The sequence below is a fragment of the Aurantimonas sp. HBX-1 genome, assembly GCF_021391535.1.
GTDB lineage: Bacteria > Pseudomonadota > Alphaproteobacteria > Rhizobiales > Rhizobiaceae > Aurantimonas.
The window spans coordinates 447,501-473,805 of sequence record NZ_CP090066.1 but is presented as its reverse complement, the minus strand read 5'-3'; the positions used below and the strand labels follow the sequence as shown (position 1 = coordinate 473,805).

Here is a 26,305-nt window from a genome sequence, read left to right as displayed (position 1 = left end):
GGCAGGACGATGCCGGATCCCGTGGTCATTCTCGGCGCGGCGCGCACGCCGCTCGGTAGCTTCCAGGGCGAGCTCATGCCGCTCACCGCCCCGGAGCTCGGCGCGGCCGCCATCGCCGCGGCGCTGGAGCGAAGCGGCGGCGCGCCGGACGACGTCTCCGACGTGACGATGGGCTGCGTGCTCCCCGCCGGCCTCGGCCAGGCGCCCGCCCGGCAGGCGGCGATTGGCGCCGGCCTGCCGAAATCCGTGCCCTGCACCACCATCAACAAGATGTGCGGCTCCGGCATGATGGCGGCGATGATCGCCCATGACGGCCTCCTCGCCCGCCCAGAGGGGCTGCAGGTGGCGGGCGGCATGGAGTCGATGTCCAATGCGCCGTATCTGCTGCCCAAGGCGCGCGCCGGCCTGCGGCTCGGCCACGGCGAAGTCGTCGACCACATGTTCCTCGACGGGCTGGAGGACGCCTACGACAAGGGGCGGCTGATGGGCAGCTTCGCCGAGGACGCGGCGGAGGCCTGGCAGTTCACCCGGGAAGCGCAGGATGCCTACGCCACGGCCTCGCTGGCTCGCGCCCTCGCCGCCGCCGACGGCCCGGCGACGCCGACCGAGATCGTCCCCGTCGCGACGACGACCCGCAAGGGCACCGCAACCGTCACGCATGACGAGCAGCCCCGCAAGGCGGACAAGGCGAAGATCCCGCTGCTGCGGCCGGCCTTCCGCGAGGGCGGCACCGTCACCGCCGCCAATTCCTCGTCGATCTCCGACGGCGCGGCGGCGCTGGTCCTGTCGCGGGCTTCCTTCGCCGAGAAACGCGGGCTTGCGCCGCTGGCGCGGATCGTCGCGACCAGCCGATACGCCGGCGAACCCGCGATGTTCACCTCGGCGCCGGTGGAGGCCATCCGCCGGGTGCTCGAGGCGGCAGGCTGGCGCCTCGGCGACGTCGATCTCTTCGAGGTCAACGAGGCCTTCGCGGTGGTGCCGATGATCGCCATGCAGGATCTCGGCATCCCGCACGACATCATGAACGTCAATGGCGGCGCCTGCGCGCTCGGCCATCCGATCGGCGCCTCGGGCGCCCGCATCCTGGTGACCCTCATCGCCGCATTGCGGGAACGGGGCGGGCAACGCGGCATCGCGGCGATCTGCATCGGCGGCGGCGAGGCGACGGCGGTCGCCATCGAGATGCTGGACCGGGCCGTCTCCTGACGGCGAAACGGCCGGCCCCGCAGGGGACCGGCCGTTCGTCAGTCGCCGAGCCTGGCCCGCGTGTCAGTCGCGACCGGGGCCCATGCCCTTGCCGCCCTGGTGGTGCTGGCGGTGCTCGCCGTGGCCGCGCATGCCGTGCCGCATCTCGCCGTCACGGCCGCCACGACGCTGGCGCATCTCGGCGCGGTGCTCCCGGCGGGCGTCCCGCATCATCGACCGCACCAGGCTGCGTGCCGTGTCGATCTGCTCGGGCGTCAGCGTCTGCTGCAGGTCGGCCAGCGCCGCCTTCAGCGTCTCGGCCCGCTCGCCCTGCTCGATCGCCCGGTCGGCCATGCGCTCCAGCATGAAGAAGCCCGGCCCAGCCTGTTCCGATGCGACGGTGTCGTCGGCCTCGTCAGCCGCGTCGGTGTCGCTGCTCTCGTCGGCGTCCTCGCCCGGCAGTTCCACCTGGTCCTCGATGGTCTCCTCGACCGACGTGTCGGTGTCGTCGCCGGTCGCCTCGGGCGCCGTCTCGGTGTCCGGCATCATGCGGGGGCCGCCACGACGCATGCCCATGTGCGGCGGCTGCGCGCCGTCGGCGAAGGCGACCAGCGCCGCGGTGAACGTCCGCCAGGCTTCCATCTGGTCGGGCTGCACGCCGATGCCCGTCTCGATGGCCGCGAGCGCGCCGGCGACCTTGGCCGGCGAGAACATCTGCATCATCCGGGCGTGGGCGCGCGGGCCGCCATGGCCGCGCATCCACCGTTCGTGGCCGCCGCGCCCGTGGTACCGGCCCATGCGGGGGCCGTCGCCGCGCTGGGCGCCCGGCGTTGCCGGGCCGGCCTGCGCCGCGCCGGCCGGGCCCTGGCCCTGGGCAGGAGCCTGGGCATAGGCCGCGCCGGTGCCGGCCATCAGCGCTGCGCCGAGCAGCGCGATCAGCTTCGACGGGCGGCGGGTGCGGGAATTGCTGGAAAGACGTGTCATGCGAATATCCTCTCGTTCGATGACTGGTGGACCCCGAACCTAGGCGCCGGATGTTGCGGTCTTGCGGCCGAGTGTTGCGAAACATGGCCACGCCGCGGAAAGTTGTTGCGAAACATTGCCAGGGCGGCCGCCGCAACCTCGCGTTACAAGAATCCCCTCGCCTCCCGGGTGGGCAGCGGCGAGAAAAGGCGACGAGCCTCAGGATGCGCAGCATGAGCCAGCCCCACATTCTCGTCGTCGACGACGATCCGGAAATCGGCCGCCTGCTCGGCCGCTATCTCGAGAGCCAGGGCTTTCGCTGCTCGATCGCCGCGTCGCGGCGCGCCTGCGAGCAGAAGATCGGCGATTCCCGCATCGACCTCGTGGTGCTGGACGTGATGCTGCCCGACGGCTCCGGCCTCGACATGTGCCGGGACATGAAGGAGCGCCGGCCGGACATGGCGATCATCCTGCTCACCGCGCTGAAGGAGGACGTCGACCGCATCATCGGCCTCGAGCTCGGCGCAGACGACTATCTCGGCAAGCCGTTCAATCCGCGCGAGCTGGCGGCGCGGATCCGCGCGGTGCTGCGGCGCGGCGGCGAGGCGCCCGCCGAGCGGGCCCCGGCGCTCTATCATTTCGACGGCTTCTCGGTCGATCCGGAACGCCGCATCGTCCGGGCCGAGAACGGCGAGGAGATCGTCCTCACCGGCGCCGAGTTCGACATGCTGATGATCTTTCTCGACCGGCCGGGACGGGTGCTGTCGCGCGACGTGCTGATGGACCTGCTGCACGGCCGGACCGCCGATCCCTTCGACCGCTCGGTCGACGTGACGATGAGCCGGCTGCGCCGCAAGTTCAACGACGGCGGCGTGTTCCGCCTGTTCAAGACGGTGCGCAACGGCGGCTACCAGTTCGCCGCCCGGGTCGACCGGCGCGAGGAGTCCGGGCGATGAGCTCGCTGCGGGCGCGGCTGGCGATCCTGCTTGTGCTCGCCATCGTCGGCGTCGTCGCCATCGCCGCTGCGGTCTCGGTGCAGGTGCTCGAGCGTCCCGACCGGGAGAGCTTCCGCCAGACCTTTTCTGAGGAGGTGCGGATTCTCGCCTCGGTGCTGGCCAGCGATCCGTCCGCCGCCGAACGCCACGGCATCGTCACCGGCGGGGAACCGTTGAGCCAGCCGGGCTTCATGGTCCGCGAAGCCCGCGGCATCCAGCGCTCCCTGGCGGAATCAGGTCTCGACATCCCCGTCAGCATCGTCGGCGATCCTGAGGCGCGCACCCGCCAGCTGGCCTTCGAATTCGCGCCCGGCGAGTGGGCGTACCTGCCCTATCCCGGCTTTCCGCCACGCAACTGGCTGGTCTTCGTCTTCTACATGGCGCTGGTCGTCGCCGGCGCGGCGGCCGTCTCGCTGTTCGCCGCCACCAAGGTCACGCGGCCGCTCCGCCTGCTCGACGAGGCCGTCTCCACCGTCGGCGCGGACGGCCTGCCGGCGCATGTGCCGGAGGACGGGCCGGCCGAGGTGCGCGCCACGGCGGCGGCGCTGAACCGGCTGACCAGCCGGGTGCGCGACGCGATCGAGAGCCGCATGCGCCTCGTCGCCGCCGCCGGCCACGATTTGCGCACGCCGATGACGCGGATGCGGCTGCGCGCCGAGTTCCTGCCCGACGAGGATCGCGAGGTCTGGCTGAAGGACCTTTCCGAGCTCGACCGCATCGCCGACAGCGCCATCCGCCTGGTGCGCGAGGAGGTCGATCCCTCCCCCGGCGAGGCCATCGCGCTGGGGCCGCTGGTCAGCGAGATCGCCGCCGAGCTGCGGGAGATCGGGCGCCAGGTGGACGAGGTCGATGCCGGGACGGAGCCGCTTTCCGCCGCGGCCCGCCCGTTCGCGCTGAAACGGGCGCTTCGCAACCTGATCGACAATGCCGCCCTGCATGGCGGCGGCGCCCGGGTCCGCCTGCGGCGCAGCGACCGGGAAGCGGTGATCACCATCGCCGACGAGGGCCCCGGCATTCCGGAGGCGGTGATCGGCCGCGCCTTCGAGCCGTTCTTCCGGGTCGATCCCGGCCGCCGCCAGTTCAAGCCGGGCGCCGGGCTCGGCCTCGCCATCGCCAAGGAGATCATCGACGGGGCCGGCGGGTCGATCCGCATCGTCAACCGCCCCGGCGGCGGATTGGAACAGACCGTGCGGCTGCCGCTGGCGGCGTGATGCTGCGCAACAAAAGACACGTTTCGTAACCGGATCGATGCGCTTCCGGCAGGGTTGGTTCACTGACAGGGACGTCAGGAGAGCAAGCCATGTTCATGAAATCACTCGCCGTCGCGCTGAGCCTCGCGGTCGCGCTTCCGGCCTTCGCCGTGCCGGCCAGTGCCGCCGGTGGCAAGGTCGTCCACCGCACGGTGGTCAAGGAGACGACCGTCGTGCATCGCGGCAAGGACGTCCGCTCCGGGCGCCGCGACGCCCGCCGGGGGAACCAGCGCGACTGGCGCCATCGCGGCGGCCGGGTTCCGGCCCAGTATCGCGGCCGCGGCGTCGACGACTGGCAGCGCCATGGCCTGCGCCGGCCCGGCAACGGCCAGCGCTGGGTGCGCGTCGACGACGACTATCTGCTGGTCGCGGCCGCCTCCGGGCTGATCGCCAGCATCGTCGCCGCTTCGCGCTGATCGCGCGCCGCTTCCTTGCGAGACTTCAGCCGGGCCGGTCGCAAGACCGGCCCGGTGTCGTTTCGGTCATGGCCGGTCCGCGCCCCGAGGCCGAACTTGTCAGACCTTGGCCTCCTTGCGGAAGCGCGCCTCGAGCTCGGGGTCGAGCGGCGGCGGCGACAGGTCGACCCCGTCCGCCAGCCGCGACGCGACCGCCTCCAGCGCCGCCACCCGGGCGTATTTCTTGTGGTTGGCCGGAATGACGTGCCAGGGCGCCCAGGCGGTATCGGTGCGCGCCAGCATCTCGTCGGCAGCGCGCTCGTAATCGTCCCATTTCTCGCGGTTGCGGAAATCCTCGAACGAGAGCTTCCAGCGCTTCAGCGGGTCGTGCAGCCGCTTCTCGAAGCGCTTCAGCTGCTCGTCCCGGTCGATATAGAGGAAAACCTTGGCGATCCGGGTTCCGGCGTCGGCGAGCTGCTTCTCGAAGGCGTTGATCTCCTCGTAGGCGCGTTCCCATTCCGGCTCGGTCGCGAAACCCTCGACCCTCTCGACCAGCACGCGGCCGTACCAGGAGCGGTCGAACACCGCGATCTCGCCCTCGGCCGGGAGCCTTTCCCAGAAGCGCGCCATGTAGTGGCGCTCCGCGTCGCGGCCCTGCGGCGCGCCGATCGGCCAGACGCGGAAGCCGCGCGGGTCCATGACGCTCGCCATGCGGCGGATCGCGCCGCCCTTGCCGGCGGCGTCCCAGCCCTCGAAGACCACGACGCCGTCGTCGCGGGTCTTGAGATAGGCCTGGTGGATCTGCTGGAAGCAGGTCTGCGCGTCGGCGAGACGGCGCTCGTAGTCCGGCTCGTCGATCCGCGTCGTCAAATCGAGATCGGCAAGGCGCACCGCCTTCTTCTTTCGGGACATTCCATCATCCTTCTGTTCGGCCCCGTACATAGCGCTGGCCGCGGCGCGAGCGATCCCGCATCGCGACGTTTGGCCTCCCGCCCTCCCCGGGCTATATCGTCCGCGCGCCGTTTCCTTCCTGCCGACTCGACCCCGTCCTGCTCCGGGCCGCGGCCCTACCGGATCCCGCCCGATGAACCCTGCCAACCGTCTGCTGCTCGGCGGCTTCCTCACCCTCGCGGTCGTGATGGGGGTGGGCCGGTTCCTCTACACGCCGCTGCTGCCGCTGATGCAGCGCGACTACGGGTTCGGGCCGGACATCGCCGGGATCATCGCCGCGGCGAACTTCGCCGGCTACCTTGCGGGCTCGATCCTTGCCTCCTTCGTGCCCGCCGGGCCGGCCCGCCGCCGAGCGCTGCAGTTCGGCCTCGTCGCCAGCGTCGCGACGACGATCGGCATGGGCCTGACCGACGAACTGGCCGTCTGGCTGGCGCTGCGGGGCCTCTCCGGCATCGCCAGCGCCTTCGCGATGATCTCGGCCGCCGGCATCATCGCCGAGGCGCTTGCCCGCGTCGGCGCCGAGGCCAAGCTCGGCTGGGTGTTCGGCGGCGTCGGCACCGGCATCGCCGTCTCCGGCCTGCTGGTCCACGCCGCCGCGCCGGCGCTCAGCGCCGCCGGGCTCTGGATCGCCGCCGGCCTGCTCTGCCTGCCGCTGATCCCGGTGATCGTCGTCGAGGTCAGGGACCGCGCGCTGCCGGCGCAGACGCGGCGGCACGATCCGCGCCGGCGCGTGCCGCGGCCGCTGCCGTTCTGGCCGCTGCTCGTCAACTACACCTGCGAGGGCCTCGGCTATTCGGTCTTCGCCACCTTCATCGTGGCGATCGTCAAGAGCCGGCCGGGGCTGGAGGCGATGGGCGACTGGGTGTGGATCATCGCCGGACTGGCCGGCCTGCCGAGCTGCCTCGTCTGGTCGATGGTCGCCGAGCGCATCGGCTTTTCCAACGCCCTCGCCTGTGCCTATGGGGCGCAGATCCTCGGCGTCATGCTGCCGGTGCTGAGCGGCTCGGCTCCCGCCGCGCTGCTCGCCGCCCTGCTGTTCGGCGGCACCTTCATGGCGATCACCGTCCTGACCATGCCGCTCGGGCGCCATGGCCTCGGCGGCCGCGGCTTCGCCGTGCTCACCGCCGGCTTCGGCCTCGGCCAGATGCTCGGACCGCTCGTCGCCGGCTTCCTCGTCGCCGGCGATGCCGACTACAATGTTGCCCTCGCCGCCTCCGCCGCCGTGCTGGCTCTCGGCCTCGCCGCCCTGCTGGCGGCGATCAGGCTGCGTCCGTCTCCGGCGTGACCGGGTCGAAGCTTTCCAGCGACGCCAGGAACTCGTCGCACCAGTGCGCCGCCGTGCCGGAGAACACCGCCTCGCGCATCCGCTCCCAGCGATGGCTGCGCTCGTCGAACGACATGGTCAGCGCCCGCTGCAGGGCGCGGGCGATGTCGTCGGGAGAATAGGGATTGATGATCAGCGCGTCGGAGAGTTCGGCGCGCGCGCCGGCAAAGCGCGACAGCACCAGCACGCCCGGGTCGCTGGCGTCCTGCGCGGCGACGAACTCCTTGGCGACGAGGTTCATCCCGTCGCGGAGCGGCGTCACAAGGCAGACCCTGGCGGCGCGGTAGATGCCGGCCAGCGCGCGGCGGGTGAAGCCGCGGGTCATGATCTGGATCGGCGTCCAGTCGAGCGTCGCGAAGCGGCCGTTGATGTGGCCGGCCAGCTCTTCCAGTTCCCGCCTGAGGTCGACATAGGCGCCGAGTTCGGAGCGCGACAGCGGTGCCACCTGCAGGAACTGCACGTTGCCGCGGTTCTCCGGATAGTCCTCGAGCAGCCGCTCGAAGCCGCGGAACCGCTCCACCAGCCCCTTGGAATAGTCCATCCGGTCGACGCCGACGATCTGCAGCCGGTCGCCGGCGAGATCGCGCAGCATCTCCTCGTGCTCGCCCGCCTCCGGGGACGTCGCGAAGCGAGAATAGCCGTGCGCGTCGATGCCGATCGGGAAGGTCTGGGCCAGCACGGTCCGGTCGCCGACCCGCACCCGCCGGCCGTCGAGCTTCTCGCCGCCCAGTTCGCGGATGCAGAAGGCCACGAAATTGCGCCGGTCGGTCTCGGTCTGGAAGCCCACCACGTCATAGGCGAGCATGGCGCGGACGATGTCGTGGCTCGCCGGCAGCGCCGTGAAGATCTCCGGCGGGCAGAACGGAATGTGCAGGAAGAAGCCGAGCCGGCCCTTGAAGCCGCACTGGCGCAGCTCCGAGCCGAGATAGAAGAAATGGTAGTCGTGGACCCAGACGAGGTCGTCCTCGGCAATCAGCGGTGCCAGGCGCGCCGCGAAGCGCTGGTTGACGGAGCGGTACACCCGGTCCGACTGGCGGTCGAAATGCGCCAGGTCCAGCCGGTAGTGCAGCAGCGGCCACAGCGAGCGGTTGGCGTAGCCGTAATAGAACCCGTCGACATCCTCCTGGGTCATGTCGATCGTGGTCATCGCCACCTGGTCCTGGACCTCGGTGTGCTCGGCGCTGAACGTGCCCTCCTCGGAGATCTCCCCGCTCCAGCCGAACCACAGCCCGCCCCGGCGCTTCAGCGCATCGGATAGCCCGACGGCGAGACCGCCGGCCTTGCCCTCGTCGTTGAGCGGTCCCACACGGTTGGAGACCACCACCAGTCGTCGCTGCCGATCAGCCATTCGTTCCCTTCCCGCCTCCCCGGTCCGGGCTGCGAGGCCCCACCGTTCCCAACCCGTCCCGTTTGCCGGTCACGCGCCGACACCCAGCCAGCGATGCACTGCCGCGACGTCATCGAGGCGGTGCTCCGCGACACTCGCCTTGGTGCCCACCTTGACCGACAGGCCCCCGGCGTCACGGACATGCCGGAGCGCGAACTCGTCGGTCGTGTCGTCCCCCACATAGACCGGAACCCGTCCGGCGAAAGGCGGCTGCCGCAGCATGTCGGCGACGGCGATCCCCTTGTCCATGCCGGACGGATGCACCTCGACGATGTTGTCGCCCTGCATCACCACCAGGTCGTCGCGCCCTTCGGTCGCAGCCGCCATCGCCTGGACGGCGCAATCCCCAAGGTCCGGCGCGGTGCGGTAGTGCAGCACCAGCGCCGTTCCTTTGTCCTCGAGCGTCAGCCGCGGCTCCCGGCGGAGCGTCGGCGCGAGCGCCGCGCGAACCGCGTCGAGCGTCTCGGGTCCCGCCAGCCGTTCGACCGGACCGTCCGGCAGCAGCCGGCGCTCCAGCCCGTGGACGCCGGCGGCGGCAAGGCGCAGCGGGGAGAGGAAACGGTCGATGTCTTCGATGCGCCGGCCGCTGACGATCGCTAGCGCGCCGGAAAGCTCCGCCCGCAGCGCCTCGAGCCGTGCCAGCGCGGCGGGCGCGATCGCCACCGCTTCCGGGTCGTCCACCAGCTCGACGAGCGTTCCGTCGAAGTCGAGGAAGACGGCGTGGCGGCGGGAATCGATGGACAGAGGCTGCGACATGACCCGACCTAACACAGGCGGCGGGCCACTCGCAGCCAGAAATTGCTCAGGAGGCCGCCGGCGGCCGGGCGAGGGCCGCGAGCGTCGCGGCGTCGGCCGCGCCGGTCGCGGGCAGCGAAACGGAACGCTGGAAGGCCGTCACCGCCGCTTCCGTGAGCGCTCCGAACAGGCCATCCAAGGCGATGGCGTGGCCGTGCTGACGCAGGCCCGCCTGCAACTCCCGGACGGCGTCGCCGCGGGCGCCGCGTATCAGCGACGCATCGCCGGCGGGCGCCGCCAGCAGCCGATGCGCCTCGCGCCAGGCGGCGGCGATCTTCTCGTCGTAGCGGTTGCGCTTGTAGGCGGGGCCGTTGTAGCGCCGCGCGAAGCCGGCATGGTCGCCGTCCGCCAGCCGCCGGTCGAGATGGCCGAGCTTCAGGAACCGCGCGCCGATGGCGAACTGGCCTTCGGGCGAGTCCCGGGCGTCGTCGCGGAGCGCTTCGGCGCTGCGATAGCCGAGCGCCTGCCAGTGCGCGCCCATCACCTGACAGAGACCCCACGAGGTCGAAGCTATCGCCGCGGCGGCGTCGATGCCTGCCGCCCGCTCGAACAGCCGCCAGCGCGCCGACTGGGCGCCCGGGTTGGCCACCGCCCCGGCCCGCGGGTGCGCAAGGCCCTCGGCGCGGGCACGCCGGCGCGCCGGCTCGGCGAGCAGCCGGTCGAAATAATGCCCCTCGAAGCGGATCAGCGGCTCCGCCCTGCCGTCGAAGACCGCCAGCGCCACGCCGCGCGTCTCGACCAGCGCCACCGCCAGCAGCACCGCTGGATCGACGCCCGCTACCTCTCCCGCGCGGCGCGCCGCCGCCAGAACCGTCCTCTCCACCGCCATGCTCCGCTCCCGTCCATACCGCGACGGAGCGATTGTCGCAGCGGCGATGCAGGCGGGGAGAACTTCGCCGCACGCCGCCTCTTGCCGGGACGGCGTGCAGGCGATCAGGCCGCCTTGGCAGAGAGGGAGGCGTTTGCCGGCGCATGGCCGGCCGCCCGGGCGCCGGCAAAGGTGCCGGCAACCTGGTCGGCGATGATGTCGGCCGTCGCCGCCGCCAGCGTCCAGCCGAGATGGCCGTGGCCGGTGTTGTAGAAGACGCCCGGCCGCTTGCCGGCGGCCACGCGCGGCAGCATGTCCGGCATCATCGGCCGCAGCCCCGCCCAGGGCACGACGGCATCGGTCGACACGCCCGGGAAGCGGGTGCGGCTCCATTCGACCAGAGGGCGGATGCGCGAGGCGCGGATGTCGCGATCCTCGCCGGCGAACTCCGCCGTGCCGGCGATGCGCAGCCGGTTGGCGCCGAGGCGGCTGGTGACGATCTTGGCGTGCTCGTCGAGCAGGCTGACCCAGGGCGCGGCCTCGCGGCTCGCCGCGTCGGCGAGCTCGACCGTCACCGAGTAGCCCTTGACGGGATAGATGTTCACCCGGTCGCCGAGCTGGGCGGCGAAGCGGCGGCTGCCGACGCCGGCACAGACGACGATGCCGTCAAAATGATCGCGGCGCGGCTCCCCGGCCGTTGCGGACCCGTCCTGCCAGACCACGTCGACGCCGCCGGACTTGCGCGTCGCAAGCGAGCGCACGGCGGCGTTGAACTTCAGGCTTGCACCCTTGCGGGCGCAAGCCTCGGCGAGGCGGCGGGTGAATTTGTGGATGTCGCCGGTGAAGTCGGACTCGGTGAAGAACCCGCCGATGAAATTGCCCTTGATGGCCGGCTCGATGGCGGCGATCTCTGACGGCGTCACCGACCGGCGCGCCAGCCCGCCCTTCGCCAGCAGGAGGTTGACCTTCGCCGCGTGCTCGAACTCGCCATGCGTCTCGTAGACATGCAGGATGCCGCGCTTCTCGAGGTCGAAGTCGAAGCCCTCGTTGTCGGCCATTTCCAGGAGATGCCGGCGGGCCTCGATCGCAAGCCGCGTCGTCGCGATGGTGTTCGCCTCGTAGCTGCGCGCCGCCAGCACGAATTCCAGCATCCAGCTGATCTTGTGCCAGGAGGGGGCCGGATGGACGAGCAGCGGCGCATCCTTGCGCAGCATCCATTTGAGCCCCTTCAGGAAGGTGCTCGGCTGGTTCCAGACCTCGGCATTGGAGGCCGAAAGCTGGCCGCCATTGGCGAAGGAGGTTTCCATGCCGGCATAGGCGTTGCGGTCGAAGACCGTCACGTCGAAGCCGCGCAGGAGAAGCTGATAGGCGGTGGTAATGCCGGTGATGCCGGCGCCGATGACGGCGATGGAAGTCATGACGATCCTCTCATCCCGCCGCAGCGGGAATGTCGTTCATGCCCCTCCCGTCATGAGCCTGAGAGTTTCACGGGACGGGGAGAATTCCACGCACCGCTTTCTCCTTCGGCGGACATTCCACAGGGAACGTCGCTCTTCGGAATTCGCGCCGACGCAGCGGTCCTTTTGCCTGAGAGTTTCCGGGGCGGTTGCTCCTTCGGCGCCGGCCTCTCGGCCGGTCTCTCCCGCATGCGTCTGTGCCTTGGTTGTAGGCGCTTATGTGCACTGCCGCAAGACGCGGCACAGATGCCGTTGGCATTGCACCCATGCAGATTGACGAGAGCAAACTTGCGTCATCGACAGGGCCGGCCCTGCCCCGTCGTCTGCAGGTCAGCAGCGACTGGCTTCGTCGTCTCAGTCGAGCCGGCGGCCGCTCGCCTTGTCGAACCGGTGCACCGCATCGAGACGCCCGGCGGCCCTGACTTCGGTCCCCGGCTCCAGATGGCTGTATCCGGGCACCCGCACGGCGATCTCCGGACCTGTCCCCGCCAGCGCGCCGAAGACATAGCTCTCGGCGCCCACCACCTCGACGCCGGTGACCGTGAGGTCGGCGGCGAACTCGCCCGGCTCGCGGGCATCGGCCTCGACCAGCCTCATGTGCTCCGGGCGGATTCCAAGCACGATCCCCTCGGACACGCCGCTCGGCAATCCATCGAGCCCCGCGAGCCCCCCGCCCGCGCCGCCGGCCGCATCCAGCGGCACGAGGTTCATCGCCGGCGAGCCGATGAAGGTCGCCACGAACAGGCTCGCCGGCCGCTCATAGAGATCCATCGGTTTGCCCGCCTGCTCGATCCGCCCGCCATTCATCACCACCAGCTGGTCGGCCAGCGTCATCGCCTCGAGCTGGTCGTGGGTGACGTAGAGGCTGGTCGTCGCCAGCCGCCGCTGCAGCCGCCTGATCTCGGCGCGCATCTGCACCCGCAGCTTGGCGTCGAGATTGGACAGCGGCTCGTCGAAAAGGAAGGCCGCCGGCTCGCGCACGATGGCTCTACCCATTGCGACGCGCTGGCGCTGGCCGCCGGACAGCTGCCCCGGCTTGCGGTCGAGCAGCGCCGCGATCTCCAGGATCCCCGCCGCCTCGTCGACCCGGCGGGCGATCTCCGGCTTCGCCATCTTGCGGTTCTTCAGCCCGTATTCGAGGTTCTGCCGCACGCTCATGTGCGGGTAGAGCGCGTAGTTCTGGAACACCATGGCGATGTCGCGCTCGGCCGGCTCCAGCTCGTTGACGACGCGCTCGCCGATCCGGACCGTGCCCGAGGTGATCGATTCCAGCCCGGCGACCATGCGCAGCAGGGTCGACTTGCCGCAGCCCGATGGCCCGACCAGCACGACGAACTCGCCGTCCTCGATGTCGAGCGAGACGCCCTTCACCGCTTCGACCCCGCCGGGATAGACCTTGCGGACGTCGGTAAGTTCGATGCGAGCCAAGGCTACTTCTCCGCTTCGACGAGGCCGCGCACGAACCATCGCTGCATCAGGACGACCACCAGGACCGGCGGCGCGATGGCGAGGATCGCCGTGACCATCACCTGGGGCCACGGCGTGTCGGCGTCGGCGAACGACACCATCTTCTTCAGCGCGATGACGATGGTGTTCATCTGGTTGTCGTTGGTCACCAGCAGCGGCCACAGATACTGCGTCCAGCCGTAGATGAAGAGGATGACGAACAGCGCCGCGATGTTGGTCTTCGACAGCGGGATGAGGATGTCCCGAAAGAACCGCATCGGCCCGGCGGCGTCGATCCGCGCGGCTTCCACCAGTTCCGGCGGGATCGTCATGAAGAACTGCCGGAACAGCAGCGTCGCGGTCGCCGAGGCGATCAGCGGCAGGATCAGCCCGGCATAGGTGTCGATCATACCGAGATCGACCATCACCTTGTAGGTCGGCAGGATGCGGACCTCGACCGGCAGCATCAGCGTGATGAAGATCAGCCAGAAGAACGCCATGCGGAACGGGAAGCGGAAGAACACGATGGCGAAGGCCGACAGGATCGAGATGACGATCTTGCCGATGGCGATGCCGAGCGCCATCACCGTCGTGTTGAACAGCAGCGTTCCCACCCCGACGCCGCCGATCCGGCCGACGCCGCCGAACAGCGCCTGGCTGTAGTTGTCGACGAACTCGCCGCCCGGCACCAGCGGCAGCGGCGGCCGCAGGATGGTCTGCAGTGTCTGCGTCGAGGCGATGAAGGTGTAGTAGATCGGGAACGCCACGATCAGGACGCCGAGGATCAGCACCAGATGCGCGATGGGGCGGCCGATGCCGCCGCGCTCGATCAAGCGCGCCTCGTCAGGGCATCAGCCATAGTGCACCTTCTTCTCCACGTAGCGGAACTGCACCGCCGTCAGGGCGATGACGATCGCCATCAGGATCACCGACTGGGCCGCCGAACTGCCGAGATCGAGGTTCACGAAACCGTCGATATAGACCTTGTAGACCAGCGTCTCGGTCGCCCGTGCCGGGCCGCCGCCGGTGACCGCGTCGATGATGCCGAACGTGTCGAAGAACGCGTAGACGGTGTTGACCACCAGCAGGAAGAAGGTGGTCGGCGCGATCAGCGGGAAGACGATGGTCCAGAAGCGCTTGGTCGAACCGGCGCCATCGATCGCCGCGGCCTCGATCAGCGATTTCGGGATCGACTGCAGCGCCGCGACGAAGAACAGGAAATTGTAGCTGATCTGCTTCCAGGCCGCGGCGACCACCACCAGCACCATCGCCTGGTCGCCGTTCAATAGCGGATCCCAGTCATAGCCGTTGCGCCGCAGCATGTAGGCGAAGGTGCCCATCGCCGGGTTGAACATGAACAGCCACAGCATGCCGGCGACGGCCGGCGCCACGGCGTAGGGCCAGATCAGCAGCGTGCGGTAGAACCCCTTGCCGCGCATCACCTTCTCGACCGACGTCGCCAAGAGCAGCGCCAGCGTCATGGCAAGCACCGCCGTCGAGATCGAGAAGATCGCGGTGACCTTGATGGCGTTGAGATAGGCGGGGTCCGAGAGCACCGCCTGGAAATTGTCGAGCCCGACGAAGCGCGTGCGCAGCCCGAACGGGTCCTGGCTCAGCAGCGACTGGTAGAGCGCATGGCTCGCCGGCCAGTAGAAGAACACCAGCGTGATCGCCACCTGCGGCGCCAGCAGCAGATAGGGCAGCCATTTGTTCGGAAAGACGGCTTTCACCAGCGGCGACATTCATGCTGGCCCGCTCGGCGATAGCCGCGGGCAGAAAAGGAAGTGCCGGGCGAACGCCGCCCGGCACGATCGTCGTCGGTCTTACTGCGCTTCGGAAATCGCCTCGTTGCCGAGCTCGACGATGCGGTCGAGCGCCGTCTTGGCGTCGATGTCGCCGGCCAGCATCGCCTCGAACTGCTCGTTCTGGATGTCGCGGATCTGCGGCAGGTTCGGCAGGCGCACGCCCTTGGAGTTCGCGGTGGGCTCCTTGCCCATCATCTGGCTGATCGGCGTCTCGCGGCCCGGGTTCTCGTCGTAGAAGCCGGACTTCTTGGTCTCGTCGTAGGCTTCCATGGTGACCGGCAGATAGCCCGATACCTGGTGCAGGCGGGCCTGGATTTCCGGCTGCGACAGGAAGTTGAAGAACTCCGCGATGCCCTTCACCTCGTCGTCCGACTTGCCGCCGAACACCCAGAGGCTGGCGCCGCCGGGAATGGTGTTCTGCGGCGCGCCCTCGGCGTTCGCGTCATAGGGGAGCTGGCCGATGCCGTAGTTGAGGCCCGACTTGACCACGTCGCCGAGCCCGCCGGAGGACTCGGTCAGGATGCCGCATTCGCCCGACAGGAACAGCTGCTTGGCTTCCGAGGTGCGGCCGCCGTAGCGGAACACGCCATCCTTGGCGAGGTCGGCGATCGCCTGGAAATGCTCGACATAGATCGGTTCGTTGAGCTTGAGCTCGACGTCGGTGCCGGCGAGGCCGTTCTCCTGCGTGCCGTAGGGCACGTCGTTCCAGGCGGCGAAGTTCTCGAGATGGATCCAGGTCAGCCAGGTGGAGGTGTAGCCGCACTCGGCGGCGCCGGACTCCTTGATCTTGCGGGCGGCCTCGAAGACCTCCTGCCAGGTCTTCGGCGGGTTCTCGACGTCGAGCCCGGCCTTCTCGAAGATGTCCTTGTTGTAATAGAGGATCGGCGAGGACGAGTTGTACGGGAAGGACAGCATGGTGCCGTCCGGCTTGGAATAATAGGCGACGATGCCGGGCAGGTAGTTCGACTTGTCGAATTCGTAGCCGCCTGCCTCGAGCACCTCGGCCACCGGCATCACGGCACCCTCGGCGCCCATCATCACGCCGGTACCGACGTCGAAGACCTGGATGATCGCCGGCGGCTGCTTGGCGCGGAACGCGGCGATGCCGGCGTTCAGCGTCTCCGGATAGGTCCCCTTGAACACCGGCTCGATCTTGTAGGCGTCCTGGGATTCGTTGAATTCCTTGGCCAGCGTGTCGACGACTTCGTTGTTCGCGCCGGACATCGCATGCCACCACTGCAGCTCGGTCACCGCGAAGGCATGGCTGGCGCCGGCGACCATCGCGCCGAGGGCGACGGCGGCCCTGAGAAATTTGCGGGTCATGTTGGTTTCCTCACCGTTGAAGCGACTCTCGGGCCCTGTTGCCGAGCTTGTCCAAGCCGCCGTTCCTAAGAGTGCTTCAAAACCGGTCCGTGACACAATCATGAAGCTTTGATGACGGCCCAAAAAGCCGTCAATCGCCCGCTTTTTAGCCAGCAAGCGCACGGCATGCGCCTGTCGCGGCGGGCCAGCCGGACGACGTGTCCGAATCGGCGGCCACCGCCTGCCTATTCGCCGCGCGGGAAGCGCTGCGATTCCTCCAGCGTGTTGAGGTCCATGTGGTTGCGCATGTAGCGCTCCGAAGCCTTCTGCAGCGGCTGGTAGTCCCACGGGAAATAGGCGCCGTTGCGCAGCGCCTCGTAGACCACCCAGCGCCGCGCTTGGCTTTCGCGGACCTCGGCGTCGAAGCGCGCCATGTCCCAGCGCGCCCGCATCTCCGTCTGGAAGTCCGCCAGCGTCTCGACATGGGCCGGGTCGCCGGCCAGGTTGACCAGCTCGTGCGGATCGGCCTCGATGTCGAAGAGCTGCGGCGGGTCGATCTCGCAATGGTTGAACTTGAAGCGTCCGCGGCGGATCGACACCAGCGGCGCCTCCGTGCCTTCCGCGGCATATTCCATGTAGACCGGCGCGGCGGACGCCTCGCCGCGCGCCAGCGGCAGCAGCGAATGGCCGTCTGTCCACGGCGCTACCGCGCCGAGGTCGATGCCGGCGAGATCGCAGAGGGTGGACGTCAAATCGATGGTCGAGACCGGCGCCTCGACCTCGCGAGCCGCCAGCCCGGGCGCCGCGACCATCAGCGGCACGCGCGCCGAGCCCTCGAAGAAGTTCATCTTGAACCACATGCCGCGCTCGCCGAGCATGTCGCCATGGTCGGACAGGAACGCGACGATGGTGTTGTCCGCCATCCGCGTACGCGCGAGCACGTCGAGGATCGCGCCGATCTTCTCGTCGACATAGGAGATGTTGGCGAAGTAGCCGCGCCGGGCCCGGCGAACCTCGTTCTCGGTGACCTGGAAGTTCGTGGAGTCGTTCGCCCGGTAGAGCCGCTGCGAATGCGCGTCCTGCTCCGCGTAGGGGATCTCCCCCACCGCCGGCAGCAGTTCGTCGCAATCCTCGTAGAGGTCCCAGAAGCGCCGGCGCGCCACGTAGGGATCGTGCGGATGGGTGAAGGAGACGGTCAGCGCCCAGGGCCGCTCGTCCGCGCCGCGCGACAGATCGTAGAGCTTCTGCTCGGCGTGATGGGCGACCTCGTCGTCATATTCCATCTGGTTGGTGATCTCGGCGACCCCGGCGCCCGCGACGGAACCCAGATTGTGGTACCACCAGTCGATCCGCTCGCCGGGCTTGCGATAGTCCGGCGTCCAGCCGAAATCGGCGGGATAGACGTCGGTGGTCAGCCGCTCCTCGAAGCCGTGCAGCTGGTCGGGCCCGACGAAGTGCATCTTGCCGGAGAGGCACGTCCGGTAGCCGGCGCGCCGCAGGTGATGGGCATAGGTCGGGATCGCCGACACGAACTCCGCGGCATTGTCGTAGACGCCGTTGCGCGACGGCAGCTGCCCCGACATCACCGCGGCTCTCGCCGGCGCGCAGAGCGGGCTCGGCGTATAGGCGTTGCGGAACCGCACCGAGCGCGCCGCCAGCGCCTTCAGCGTCGGCGCGTGCAGAAAGTCCGCCGGCCCGTCCGGAAACAGCGTGCCGTTGAGCTGGTCGACCATGATGATCAGGATGTTCGGTCGGTTCATGCATTCCCCTGCGTGGCTGTTGCGGCAGGGATAGCGCGGACGGCGCGCCGGAGCCAGATGCCCCGCCTGCCGCCGCGCGGGGCTCGGACGTCACAACCGAACGTTTCAGGCTGGACCATCCGACAAAGGGGATCGCCGTCACAGGACTGCGGTTTGATCCGTGACAATGCGCGTGCGGCCTTACCGCGAAAGACAAATGCACGGATCGCCCGATGGGGACGGCTGGCGGGCAGCGGGCACGGATGCCCGCTGACCCGCGGCGCCCTGGTCGCTGATGGCGGGAGACGCTCGAAGGATACGGCATGGACGACGCTGCCCCGCCCCCGCATCACGCGCTCGAAGCCACGGCGACGCTTGCCGCCTTCGACACGGCGGTGACCGGCCTCAGCCAGGACGAGGCGGCGCGGCGCCTGCAACGCGACGGCCCGAACCGCCTGCCCGCGGCCCACAAGCGCAGCCCCGTGCTCCGTTTCCTCCAGCATTTCAACAACATCCTGATCTATGTCCTGATCGCCTCGGCGATCGTCACCGCCGTGCTCGGTCATTTCGTCGATACCGCCGTCATCCTCGTCGTGGTGGTCGCCAACGCCGTCATCGGCTTCGTCCAGGAAGGCCGGGCCGAACAGGCGATGGCGGCCATTCGCGACATGCTCGCGCCGCACACCTCGGTGTTGCGGGACGGCGAGCGGCGCACCATCGACAGCGCCGAAGTCGTCGTCGGCGACGTCGTGCTGCTGGAGGCGGGCGAGAAGGTCCCGGCCGACCTGCGGCTGATCGAGGCGAAGGGCCTGTCCGTCCAGGAGGCCATCCTCACCGGCGAGTCGGTGCCCGTGGCAAAGGATACCGCCGCCGCCCCGGCCGACGCTTCGCTGGGCGATCGCACGGCGATGGCGTTCAGCGGTACGCTCGTCGCCGCCGGCACCGGTCGCGGGATCGTCGTCGCAACCGGGGCCGCGACCGAGATCGGCCGGATCAGCAGCATGCTGTCGACGGTCCAGACCCTGACGACGCCGCTCGTCCAGCAGATGGACCGCTTCTCCCGCTGGCTGACCGTGCTGATCCTGCTGATCGCCGCCATCCTCCTCGCCTTCGGCTATTTCCTCGAGCACTTCCCCTTTGCCGATATGTTCATGATCGTCGTCGGCCTCTCCGTCGCCGCGATCCCGGAAGGCCTGCCCGCCGTCCTGACCATCACCCTCGCGGTCGGCGTGCAGGCGATGGCACGCCGCAATGCCATCGTCCGGCGCCTGCCGGCGATCGAGACGCTGGGCGCGGTTTCGGTGATCTGCACCGACAAGACCGGCACGCTGACCCGCAACGAGATGATGGTCGCCTCGGTGGTCACCGCCCGCGGCGGGTTCGAGGTGGCAGGCATGTGCTACGCCCCCGAAGGCGCCATCCGCCGTGGTGAAACCGGCATCGACGCGGGCGAGCATGAAGCCCTGGGCGAGATCGCCCGCGCCGCCGCGCTCTGCAACGACGCGGTCCTGAACGGTGACGGCGGAAGCTGGACGATCCAGGGCGACCCGATGGAGGGGGCCCTCCTGGCGCTGTCGCGCAAGATCGGCGGCGATGTCCCCTCGCCCCGCGGCGAATGGCGCCGCGCCGACGAGATCCCGTTCGATGCCCGGCATCGCTACATGGCGACGCTCGATCGCAACGGCGACGGCGCCGCACGCGTCAGCGTCAAGGGCGCCCCCGAGCGGATCCTCGCCATGTGCGCCGGGCAGCGCGGCGCGGACGGCAGCATCGAGAGGCTCGACGAACACGCATGGAACGTCGCGGCCGAAGCCATCGCGGCGAAAGGCCAGCGCGTTCTCGCCATCGCCACCCGCACGATGGCGGACGGGCATGGGACGCTGCGACATGCCGATCTGGAGGGACAGCTCGTCCTTGTCGGACTGGTGGGCCTGATCGATCCGCCGCGGCCGGAAGCCATCGCGGCGGTGGCGCAATGCCACCAGGCGGGCATCCGCGTGAAGATGATCACCGGTGACCACGCCGGCACGGCGGCGGCCATCGGCCGGCAGATCGGGCTGGAGAACCCCGACAGCGTGCTGACCGGCACCGACCTCGACATGCTGGACGATGCCGCGCTGGGCCATGCGGTGGCCGAGACCAACATCTTCGCCAGGACCAGTCCCGAGCACAAGCTGCGCCTGGTGACGGCGCTGCAGTCGCGGGGCCTGACGGTGGCGATGACCGGCGACGGCGTCAACGACGCGCCGGCGCTGAAGCGCGCCGATGCCGGCATCGCCATGGGTCTGAAGGGCAGCGAGGCGGCCAAGGAGGCTGCCGAACTCGTGCTCGCCGACGACAATTTCGCGTCTATCGTCGCCGCCGTCCGCGAGGGGCGGACGGTCTACGACAACATCAAGAAGGTGATCAGCTGGACCTTGCCGACCAATGCCGGCGAAGCGCTCACGATCATCGTCGCGCTGCTGTTCGGCATGGCGCTGCCGGTGACCGCCATCCAGATCCTGTGGATCAACCTCGTCACCAGCATCACGCTCGGCATCGCGCTCGCCTTCGAGCCGACCGAGGACAACACCATGCGCCGCCCGCCGCGGGCGCGCGGCGAGTCGCTGCTGTCCGGCGCGCTGACCTGGCACATCGTCCTCGTCGCGCTGCTGTTCCTCGCCGGGGTCTTCGGCATCTACGCCTATGCGATCGACCAGGGCCATTCCGACGCGCTCGCCCGCACCATGGCGGTCAACACCATCGTCGTCCTCGAGATCTTCCACCTGTTCTTCATCCGCAACCTCTACGGCACTTCGCTGACCTGGGCGGCGGTGCGCGGCACCAGGATGGTCTGGGCGACGGTGCTCGGCGTCACCGCCGCGCAGTTCGCCTTCACCTACCTGCCCTTCATGCAGCGGGCCTTCGGCACGGTCGCGGTACCGCTCGCCGACGGCGTGCTGATCGTCGGGATCGGGATCGTGTTCTTCGCCCTCATCGAGGTCGAGAAGCAGCTGCGCCTCGCGCTCCTCGCCGGCAGAGCCTGAAAGGCTGGTTCGGGCGCCGTTTATGAATCGGCAGAACCGCAAGGAGTGAGACGGCGGCCTCTGTCGCCGTCCCTCGCGGAGCGGTCGGACGGGCGCTCATTCAACCGCCAGCGGGGTGGCACGCCAACCCTCTCGGCGTCCTCCCCGGGCTTGACCCGAGGCCCCACGCCAAACCGCCGAAAGCAGTACGACGGCGCAACAACGACGGCACTCGCACCGAAGCACGAACTGGACAACACGGCCCGGTGAGGCGCGCCGGTCGACCACTTTCCCGCGGCCCGCCACAAACGAAAACGCCCGCGAAGCCGAAGGCTTCGCGGGCGATTTTGGTTGCGGGGACAGGATTTGAACCTGTGACCTTCAGGTTATGAGCCTGACGAGCTACCGGGCTGCTCCACCCCGCGTCACGACCGGGCGACTCAATGCGCCGCCGGTGAGAGGGATATATGCGACGGCACGATGAATGAAAAGGGGCTTCGCCGGAAACCCGGAACAAAAACACTCGCTCGGCCAGCAAAGGTGCAAGCCGATCTGTCATCGCGCCCCGCAAGGCTAGCAGAACCCCCTCCGGCTGAGAAGCGCCCGGTCGGTGCAACGCTGCGGGGGCGTCTCAGTCGCGCAGCTCCCGCCGCAGCACCTTGCCGACGCCGCTCTTCGGCAGCTCGTCGCGGAACACCACCTCCCGCGGCCGCTTGTAGCCGGTGAGGTTGTCCTTGCAGAATGCCTTCACCGCGTCGGCGGTGATCGCCTTGTCGCTGGCGACCACGAACAGCTTCACCGCCTCGCCGGAATTGTCGTCCCTGATGGCGATCGCCGCCGCCTCGACGATGCCCGGCATGCGCGTTGCGACTTCCTCGATCTCGTTGGGATAGACGTTGAAGCCGGAGACGTTGATCATGTCCTTCTTGCGGTCGACGACCCGGAAATAGCCGCGCTCGTCCATGATGCCGATGTCGCCGGTGCGGAAGAACCCGTCGGCGGTCATCACCTGGGCGGTCTCCTCCGGCCGGTTCCAGTAGCCGGCCATCACCTGCGGGCCCCGGATGGCGATCTCGCCGCGCTCGCCCGTTGCAACGTCCTGCCCCGCGTCGTCGATGATCCGGAATTCCGTCGAGGGTATCGGCATGCCGATCGTGCCCGAGAATTCCGTCGCGTCGGTGGGATTGCAGCTGGCCGAAGGCGAGGTCTCCGACAGGCCGTAGCCCTCGCAGATCGAGCAGCCGGTGGTTTTCCGCCACAGCTCCGCCGTCGCCGCCTGCACCGCCATGCCGCCGCCGACCGAGAGCTTCAGTCCGGACCAGTCGACGTCCTTGGCATCGGGATGCCGGGCGATCGCGCCGAACAGCGTGTTGACCGCCGGGAAGGAGTGGAAGCGATGCTTCTTCAGCTCCTTCAGCGTCGCCTTGATGTCGCGCGGGTTGGGAATCAGGATGTTGCAGCCGCCGTTGCGCATCGACAGCATCATGTTCACGGTGAATCCGAAGATGTGGTAGAGCGGCAGCGCGCAGACCGTCAGCTGCTGCTCGCCGGGCTTCATGTCGCGCAGCGCCGGCTGGTTCCAAAGTTCCGACTGCAGCACGTTGGCGATGATGTTGCCGTGGGTGAGCGTCGCGCCCTTGGCGACGCCGGTCGTGCCGCCGGTATATTGCAGCACCGCGACGTCGCCGCGGTCGGTCTTCTCGCCGCGGAAGATCCCGGCCCGCCCCTTGGCCATCGCCTGCTTGAAGCTCACGGCGCCCGGCAGCTTGTAGGCCGGCACCATCTTGCGCACGCGCCGCACGACGAAATTGACGATGTGGCCCTTGAGCGTCGGCAGCATGTCGCCCATCGAGGCGACGACGACGTGCTCGACCGGCGTCTCGGCCCGGCAGGCCTCGAAGGTGTGCGCCATGTTCTCCAGGATCACCAGCGCCTTGGCGCCGGAATCCTTCAGCTGGTGCGCGAGTTCCCGCGGCGTGTAGAGCGGGTTGGTGTTGACCACCACCATGCCGGCCCTGAGGACCCCCGCCACTGCCACCGGATACTGGAAGACGTTGGGCATCATCAGCGAGACGCGGTCGCCCTTCTTCAGGCCGAGCGACTGCAGATAGGCGGCAAAGGCCCGCGACGCCTCGTCGATCTCGCCGAAGCTCTTGGTCGCCCCGAGGAAATGGAAGGCCGGCTTGTCGCGGTTCCTGGCAAAGGCTTCGTCGAGCAACTCCGCCAGCGAGCGATAGGGGAACGCCGGCAGTTCCGCCGGCACGCCTGCCGGATAATGCTGCAGCCAGGGTTTTTCCATGTGGTTCTTCCTCCCTTATTTGGATCTAGGGATAGCCGAAGCGGGCGGGGGACCACAATGATTTCCGTTTACGTCAATCACGGAAAACGCAGCGCTGGAATTCCGGGCTGACGAGCTGCGCTTGCGGTCGGGTCAACCGGCCACCGCCGCGCGTTGGTTGAACGCCCCCTCACCGCCGGAAGACCCATCGAGGGGCGCTCATACCCGTCCCCGTGACGAGAAGCTCGGCATGGCCTGCGCGGTGCGTCGGTCCGCGCGGGGTCGGCATTTCCGTCGTGGCCGGCGTAAGGCCGGCGTTGGCTAGCGGCGGACATGGCGCCGCTTTGGCTCCGCCTTCGCAGTCCGGCCTTTTGCCTCCCCCGGCCCCTGCGCCCGGCCCATCGCGCGGAATCCGGACGCGACAAAGCCCCCGCTTGGGGGCGGGGGCGTTTGGGGATGATGGTGTATGTGGATTGATTGGTGAAGTTTTTCACGCTTGCGATTTGCAGACCTGGCGGCGACCGACTTTCCCGCGTCTTGAGACGAAGTATCATAGGCGCTGGGGCGTTTCACGGCCGAGTTCGGAATGGGATCGGGTGCGGCCGCCCCGCTAGAACCACCAGGTCGGCAAATGGCAAGGGTGATCGAGAAGCTGGTGCTGGTTTCAGAGTGAGGCGTTGGTGCGCCGGTTCCGTTGCCTGCCGCCTTGCGGCGGGTTGGCACGGCGCGCCGGCTTTTGGCCGAGCGGGCCGTTGTCGTTGGAACGGGCCGTTGTCCGGTCCGGCTTTTTGGGCCGGTGGACATTGGCGAATGAGAACGATCAAGCCGATCGAGCGATTAGTACCGGTAAGCTTCATGCGTTGCCGCACTTCCACACCCGGCCTATCAACGTGGTGGTCTACCACGGCTCTGATAGGGAGTACTCGTTTTCAGGTGGGTTTCCCGCTTAGATGCCTTCAGCGGTTATCCCGGCCGTACATAGCTACCCTGCACTGCGGCTGGCGCCACAACAGGTCCACCAGAGGTACGTCCAACCCGGTCCTCTCGTACTAGGGTCAGATCCTGTCAATACTCCTACACCCACGGCAGATAGGGACCGAACTGTCTCACGACGTTCTGAACCCAACTCACGTACCGCTTTAAATGGCGAACAGCCATACCCTTGGGACCTGCTCCAGCCCCAGGATGCGATGAGTCGACATCGAGGTGCCAAACAACCCCGTCGATATGGACTCTTGGGGGTCATCAGCCTGTTATCCCCGGCGTACCTTTTATCCGTTGAGCGATGGCCCTTCCACGCGGGACCACCGGATCACTATGACCGACTTTCGTCTCTGCTCGACGTGTCTGTCTCGCAGTCAGGCGGGCTTATGCCATTGCACTCGACGACCGATTTCCGACCGGTCTGAGCCCACCATCGCGCGCCTCCGTTACTCTTTGGGAGGCGACCGCCCCAGTCAAACTACCCACCATACACTGTCCCGGATCCGGATAACGGACCGCGGTTAGACATCCATATAGGTAAGGGTGGTATTTCAAGGATGGCTCCACACGAGCTGGCGCCCATGCTTCCAAGCCTACCACCTATCCTACACATGCCGACACGAATGCCAGTGTAAAGCTATAGTAAAGGTGCACGGGGTCTTTCCGTCTGACCGCAGGAACCCCGCATCTTCACGGGGAATTCAATTTCACTGAGTCTATGCTGGAGACAGCGGGGAAGTCGTTACGCCATTCGTGCAGGTCGGAACTTACCCGACAAGGAATTTCGCTACCTTAGGACCGTTATAGTTACGGCCGCCGTTTACTGGGGCTTCGATTCAGAGCTTGCACCCCTCCTCTTAACCTTCCAGCACCGGGCAGGCGTCAGACCCTATACGTCGTCTTGCGACTTCGCAGAGCCCTGTGTTTTTGATAAACAGTCGCTACCCCCTGGTCTGTGCCACCCTCACCCACTTGCGTGAATGAGGGTCACGCTTCTTCCGAAGTTACGCGTGCAATTTGCCGAGTTCCTTCAGCATAGTTCTCTCAAGCGCCTTGGTATACTCTACCAGTCCACCTGTGTCGGTTTCGGGTACGGTCTATACGGAGGAGCTATTTCCTGGGACCACTTCGCCGCACGATCAATCCAATAAGACCGTACGACACACGCAATCCGTCACTTCCTCCAGGCCCACGATTATTAACGTGGTTCCCATCGACTACGCCTTTCGGCCTCGCCTTAGGGGCCGGCTAACCCTGCTCAGATTAACTTTAAGCAGGAACCCTTGGACTTTCGGCGAGGGAGTCTCTCACTCCCTTTATCGTTACTCATGTCAGCATTCGCACTTCCGATACCTCCAGCAGCCCTCACGGGTCCGCCTTCACAGGCCTACGGAACGCTCCGCTACCGCTCACCTCCTAAGAGATGAACCCACAGCTTCGGTGTATGGCTTAAGCCCCGTTACATTTTCGGCGCAAAGACTCTTATTTAGACCAGTGAGCTGTTACGCTTTCTTTAAATGATGGCTGCTTCTAAGCCAACATCCTGGTTGTTTTGGAATCTTCACATCCTTTCCCACTTAGCCATAACTTGGGGACCTTAGCTGGTGGTCAGGGTTGTTGCCCTCTCCACGACGGACGTTAGCACCCGCCGTGTGTCTGCCGGATAGTACTTCCAGGTATTCGGAGTTTGGTTAGGTTTGGTAAATCGGTGAGATCCCCTAGCCCATCCAGTGCTCTACCCCCTGGAGTATTCATCCGACGCACTACCTAAATAGTTTTCGCGGAGAACCAGCTATTTCCGAGTTTGATTGGCCTTTCACCCCTAGCCACAAGTCATCCCGATCTATTGCAACAGATATGGGTTCGGCCCTTCAGTGCGTGTTACCGCACCTTCAGCCTGCTCATGGCTAGATCACTCGGTTTCGGGTCTAATCCGACGAACTGAACGCCCTGTTCAGACTCGCTTTCGCTGCGCCTCCACCTATCGGCTTAAGCTCGCTCGCCAGACTAAGTCGCTGACCCATTATACAAAAGGTACGCTGTCACCCAGGACGAACCTTGGGCTTCAACTGTTTGTAGGCATCCGGTTTCAGGTTCTATTTCACTCCCCTTGTCGGGGTGCTTTTCACCTTTCCCTCACGGTACTGGTTCACTATCGGTCATGCACGAGTACTTAGGCTTGGAGGGTGGTCCCCCCAATTTCAGACAGGATTTCACGTGTCCCGCCTTACTCGAG

At 67.7% G+C, this 26,305-nt stretch carries 18 protein-coding genes, 1 tRNA gene, 2 rRNA genes and 1 riboswitch (1 of these 22 running past the window's edge); of the genes, 6 read left to right on the top strand and 15 right to left on the bottom strand.

Translation table 11 applies throughout. The annotated features are described in order from the left end of the window. Window positions 1-9 precede the first annotated feature (9 nt). Complete coding sequence (locus LXB15_RS02185; protein ID WP_233950655.1) at window positions 10-1,206, top strand: acetyl-CoA C-acyltransferase; 1,197 nt, start codon at window positions 10-12, stop codon at window positions 1,204-1,206. 63 nt (window positions 1,207-1,269) lie between these two features. Here the strand turns inward: LXB15_RS02185 and LXB15_RS02180 are convergent, their stop codons facing one another. Further along, the gene (locus tag LXB15_RS02180; RefSeq protein WP_233950654.1) at window positions 1,270-2,169 is read right to left on the bottom strand and encodes a hypothetical protein; all 900 of its coding nucleotides are present in this window, start codon (window positions 2,167-2,169) and stop codon (window positions 1,270-1,272) included. Window positions 2,170-2,381: 212 nt separating this feature from the next. Between LXB15_RS02180 and LXB15_RS02175 the strand changes: the two genes are divergently transcribed. The 3 genes from LXB15_RS02175 (at window position 2,382) to LXB15_RS02165 (ending at window position 4,809) form a co-directional block, all read left to right on the top strand. Then, a complete protein-coding gene (locus tag LXB15_RS02175; protein WP_233950653.1) occupies window positions 2,382-3,104 on the top strand; it encodes a response regulator transcription factor in 723 nt (240 codons plus the stop codon). Then, the gene (locus LXB15_RS02170; protein WP_233950652.1) at window positions 3,101-4,354 is read left to right on the top strand and encodes an ATP-binding protein; all 1,254 of its coding nucleotides are present in this window, start codon (window positions 3,101-3,103) and stop codon (window positions 4,352-4,354) included. Before LXB15_RS02175 ends, LXB15_RS02170 begins: the two co-directional genes overlap by 4 nt. Before the next feature lie 89 nt (window positions 4,355-4,443). Then, window positions 4,444-4,809 carry an RcnB family protein gene (locus LXB15_RS02165; protein ID WP_233950651.1) on the top strand — a complete coding sequence of 122 codons (366 nt, stop codon included), beginning with the start codon at window positions 4,444-4,446 and terminating at the stop codon, window positions 4,807-4,809. Between the two features lie 99 nt (window positions 4,810-4,908). Here the strand turns inward: LXB15_RS02165 and LXB15_RS02160 are convergent, their stop codons facing one another. After that, window positions 4,909-5,700, bottom strand: coding sequence for a polyphosphate kinase 2 family protein (locus tag LXB15_RS02160; RefSeq protein ID WP_233950650.1), 792 nt, complete (start codon window positions 5,698-5,700; stop codon window positions 4,909-4,911). A 172-nt stretch (window positions 5,701-5,872) separates the two neighbouring features. On the opposite strand from LXB15_RS02160, the gene LXB15_RS02155 reads away from it, so the two are divergent. Further along, complete coding sequence (locus LXB15_RS02155) at window positions 5,873-7,024, top strand: YbfB/YjiJ family MFS transporter (protein ID WP_233950649.1); 1,152 nt, start codon at window positions 5,873-5,875, stop codon at window positions 7,022-7,024. Here the strand turns inward: LXB15_RS02155 and LXB15_RS02150 are convergent. From LXB15_RS02150 to betC, 9 genes are all read right to left on the bottom strand, one after another. Continuing rightward, the gene (locus LXB15_RS02150) at window positions 6,999-8,411 is read right to left on the bottom strand and encodes a trehalose-6-phosphate synthase (protein WP_233950648.1); all 1,413 of its coding nucleotides are present in this window, start codon (window positions 8,409-8,411) and stop codon (window positions 6,999-7,001) included. The genes LXB15_RS02155 and LXB15_RS02150 overlap by 26 nt on opposite strands. Before the next feature lie 69 nt (window positions 8,412-8,480). Beyond that, window positions 8,481-9,206 carry a trehalose-phosphatase gene (gene otsB / locus LXB15_RS02145; protein ID WP_233950647.1) on the bottom strand — a complete coding sequence of 242 codons (726 nt, stop codon included), beginning with the start codon at window positions 9,204-9,206 and terminating at the stop codon, window positions 8,481-8,483. A 46-nt stretch (window positions 9,207-9,252) separates the two neighbouring features. After that, window positions 9,253-10,074: an N-acetylmuramidase domain-containing protein gene (locus LXB15_RS02140; protein ID WP_233950646.1), complete on the bottom strand. Its 822-nt coding sequence runs from the start codon at window positions 10,072-10,074 to the stop codon at window positions 9,253-9,255. A 104-nt stretch (window positions 10,075-10,178) separates the two neighbouring features. Beyond that, window positions 10,179-11,471 carry a D-amino acid dehydrogenase gene (locus tag LXB15_RS02135; RefSeq protein WP_233950645.1) on the bottom strand — a complete coding sequence of 431 codons (1,293 nt, stop codon included), beginning with the start codon at window positions 11,469-11,471 and terminating at the stop codon, window positions 10,179-10,181. 148 nt (window positions 11,472-11,619) lie between these two features. Then, a riboswitch (glycine riboswitch) is annotated at window positions 11,620-11,708 on the bottom strand. 156 nt (window positions 11,709-11,864) lie between these two features. Continuing rightward, window positions 11,865-12,938, bottom strand: a complete 1,074-nt coding sequence (locus LXB15_RS02130) for a sn-glycerol-3-phosphate import ATP-binding protein UgpC (protein WP_233950644.1) — start codon at window positions 12,936-12,938, stop codon at window positions 11,865-11,867. Between the two features lie 2 nt (window positions 12,939-12,940). Next, complete coding sequence (gene ugpE, locus LXB15_RS02125) at window positions 12,941-13,789, bottom strand: sn-glycerol-3-phosphate ABC transporter permease UgpE (RefSeq protein WP_233950643.1); 849 nt, start codon at window positions 13,787-13,789, stop codon at window positions 12,941-12,943. Window positions 13,790-13,807: 18 nt separating this feature from the next. Then, window positions 13,808-14,689 carry a sn-glycerol-3-phosphate ABC transporter permease UgpA gene (ugpA, locus tag LXB15_RS02120; protein ID WP_233953027.1) on the bottom strand — a complete coding sequence of 294 codons (882 nt, stop codon included), beginning with the start codon at window positions 14,687-14,689 and terminating at the stop codon, window positions 13,808-13,810. A 90-nt stretch (window positions 14,690-14,779) separates the two neighbouring features. Next, window positions 14,780-16,084, bottom strand: coding sequence for a sn-glycerol-3-phosphate ABC transporter substrate-binding protein UgpB (gene ugpB, locus LXB15_RS02115; protein WP_233950642.1), 1,305 nt, complete (start codon window positions 16,082-16,084; stop codon window positions 14,780-14,782). A 224-nt stretch (window positions 16,085-16,308) separates the two neighbouring features. Then, window positions 16,309-17,823: a choline-sulfatase gene (gene betC / locus LXB15_RS02110; RefSeq protein ID WP_233950641.1), complete on the bottom strand. Its 1,515-nt coding sequence runs from the start codon at window positions 17,821-17,823 to the stop codon at window positions 16,309-16,311. Window positions 17,824-18,125: 302 nt separating this feature from the next. On the opposite strand from betC, the gene LXB15_RS02105 reads away from it, so the two are divergent. Next, complete coding sequence (locus LXB15_RS02105) at window positions 18,126-20,828, top strand: cation-transporting P-type ATPase (RefSeq protein WP_233950640.1); 2,703 nt, start codon at window positions 18,126-18,128, stop codon at window positions 20,826-20,828. A 327-nt stretch (window positions 20,829-21,155) separates the two neighbouring features. Here the strand turns inward: LXB15_RS02105 and LXB15_RS02100 are convergent. The 4 genes from LXB15_RS02100 to LXB15_RS02085 all read right to left on the bottom strand — a co-directional run. Continuing rightward, window positions 21,156-21,232: transfer RNA gene (locus tag LXB15_RS02100), tRNA-Met, on the bottom strand. Between the two features lie 206 nt (window positions 21,233-21,438). Then, entirely contained in the window at window positions 21,439-23,106 is a 1,668-nt protein-coding gene (locus LXB15_RS02095; protein ID WP_233950639.1) for a long-chain-fatty-acid--CoA ligase, read from the bottom strand. 488 nt (window positions 23,107-23,594) lie between these two features. Then, window positions 23,595-23,709: ribosomal RNA gene (gene rrf, locus LXB15_RS02090) — 5S ribosomal RNA — on the bottom strand. A gap of 192 nt (window positions 23,710-23,901) precedes the next feature. Next, window positions 23,902-26,305, bottom strand: a 23S ribosomal RNA gene (locus tag LXB15_RS02085); it runs 407 nt beyond the window's last position.

Bases quoted from the DNA above. Each gene is read 5' to 3' on its own strand.
- LXB15_RS02185 (WP_233950655.1), top strand. From the start codon at position 10: ATGCCGGATCCCGTGGTCATTCTCGGCGCGGCGCGCACGCCGCTCGGT.
- LXB15_RS02180 (WP_233950654.1), bottom strand. From the start codon at position 2,169: ATGACACGTCTTTCCAGCAATTCCCGCACCCGCCGCCCGTCGAAGCTG.
- LXB15_RS02175 (WP_233950653.1), top strand. From the start codon at position 2,382: ATGAGCCAGCCCCACATTCTCGTCGTCGACGACGATCCGGAAATCGGC.
- LXB15_RS02170 (WP_233950652.1), top strand. From the start codon at position 3,101: ATGAGCTCGCTGCGGGCGCGGCTGGCGATCCTGCTTGTGCTCGCCATC.
- LXB15_RS02165 (WP_233950651.1), top strand. From the start codon at position 4,444: ATGTTCATGAAATCACTCGCCGTCGCGCTGAGCCTCGCGGTCGCGCTT.
- LXB15_RS02160 (WP_233950650.1), bottom strand. From the start codon at position 5,700: ATGTCCCGAAAGAAGAAGGCGGTGCGCCTTGCCGATCTCGATTTGACG.
- LXB15_RS02155 (WP_233950649.1), top strand. From the start codon at position 5,873: ATGAACCCTGCCAACCGTCTGCTGCTCGGCGGCTTCCTCACCCTCGCG.
- LXB15_RS02150 (WP_233950648.1), bottom strand. From the start codon at position 8,411: ATGGCTGATCGGCAGCGACGACTGGTGGTGGTCTCCAACCGTGTGGGA.
- otsB (WP_233950647.1), bottom strand. From the start codon at position 9,206: ATGTCGCAGCCTCTGTCCATCGATTCCCGCCGCCACGCCGTCTTCCTC.
- LXB15_RS02140 (WP_233950646.1), bottom strand. From the start codon at position 10,074: ATGGCGGTGGAGAGGACGGTTCTGGCGGCGGCGCGCCGCGCGGGAGAG.
- LXB15_RS02135 (WP_233950645.1), bottom strand. From the start codon at position 11,471: ATGACTTCCATCGCCGTCATCGGCGCCGGCATCACCGGCATTACCACC.
- ugpB (WP_233950642.1), bottom strand. From the start codon at position 16,084: ATGACCCGCAAATTTCTCAGGGCCGCCGTCGCCCTCGGCGCGATGGTC.
- betC (WP_233950641.1), bottom strand. From the start codon at position 17,823: ATGAACCGACCGAACATCCTGATCATCATGGTCGACCAGCTCAACGGC.
- LXB15_RS02105 (WP_233950640.1), top strand. From the start codon at position 18,126: ATGGACGACGCTGCCCCGCCCCCGCATCACGCGCTCGAAGCCACGGCG.
- LXB15_RS02095 (WP_233950639.1), bottom strand. From the start codon at position 23,106: ATGGAAAAACCCTGGCTGCAGCATTATCCGGCAGGCGTGCCGGCGGAA.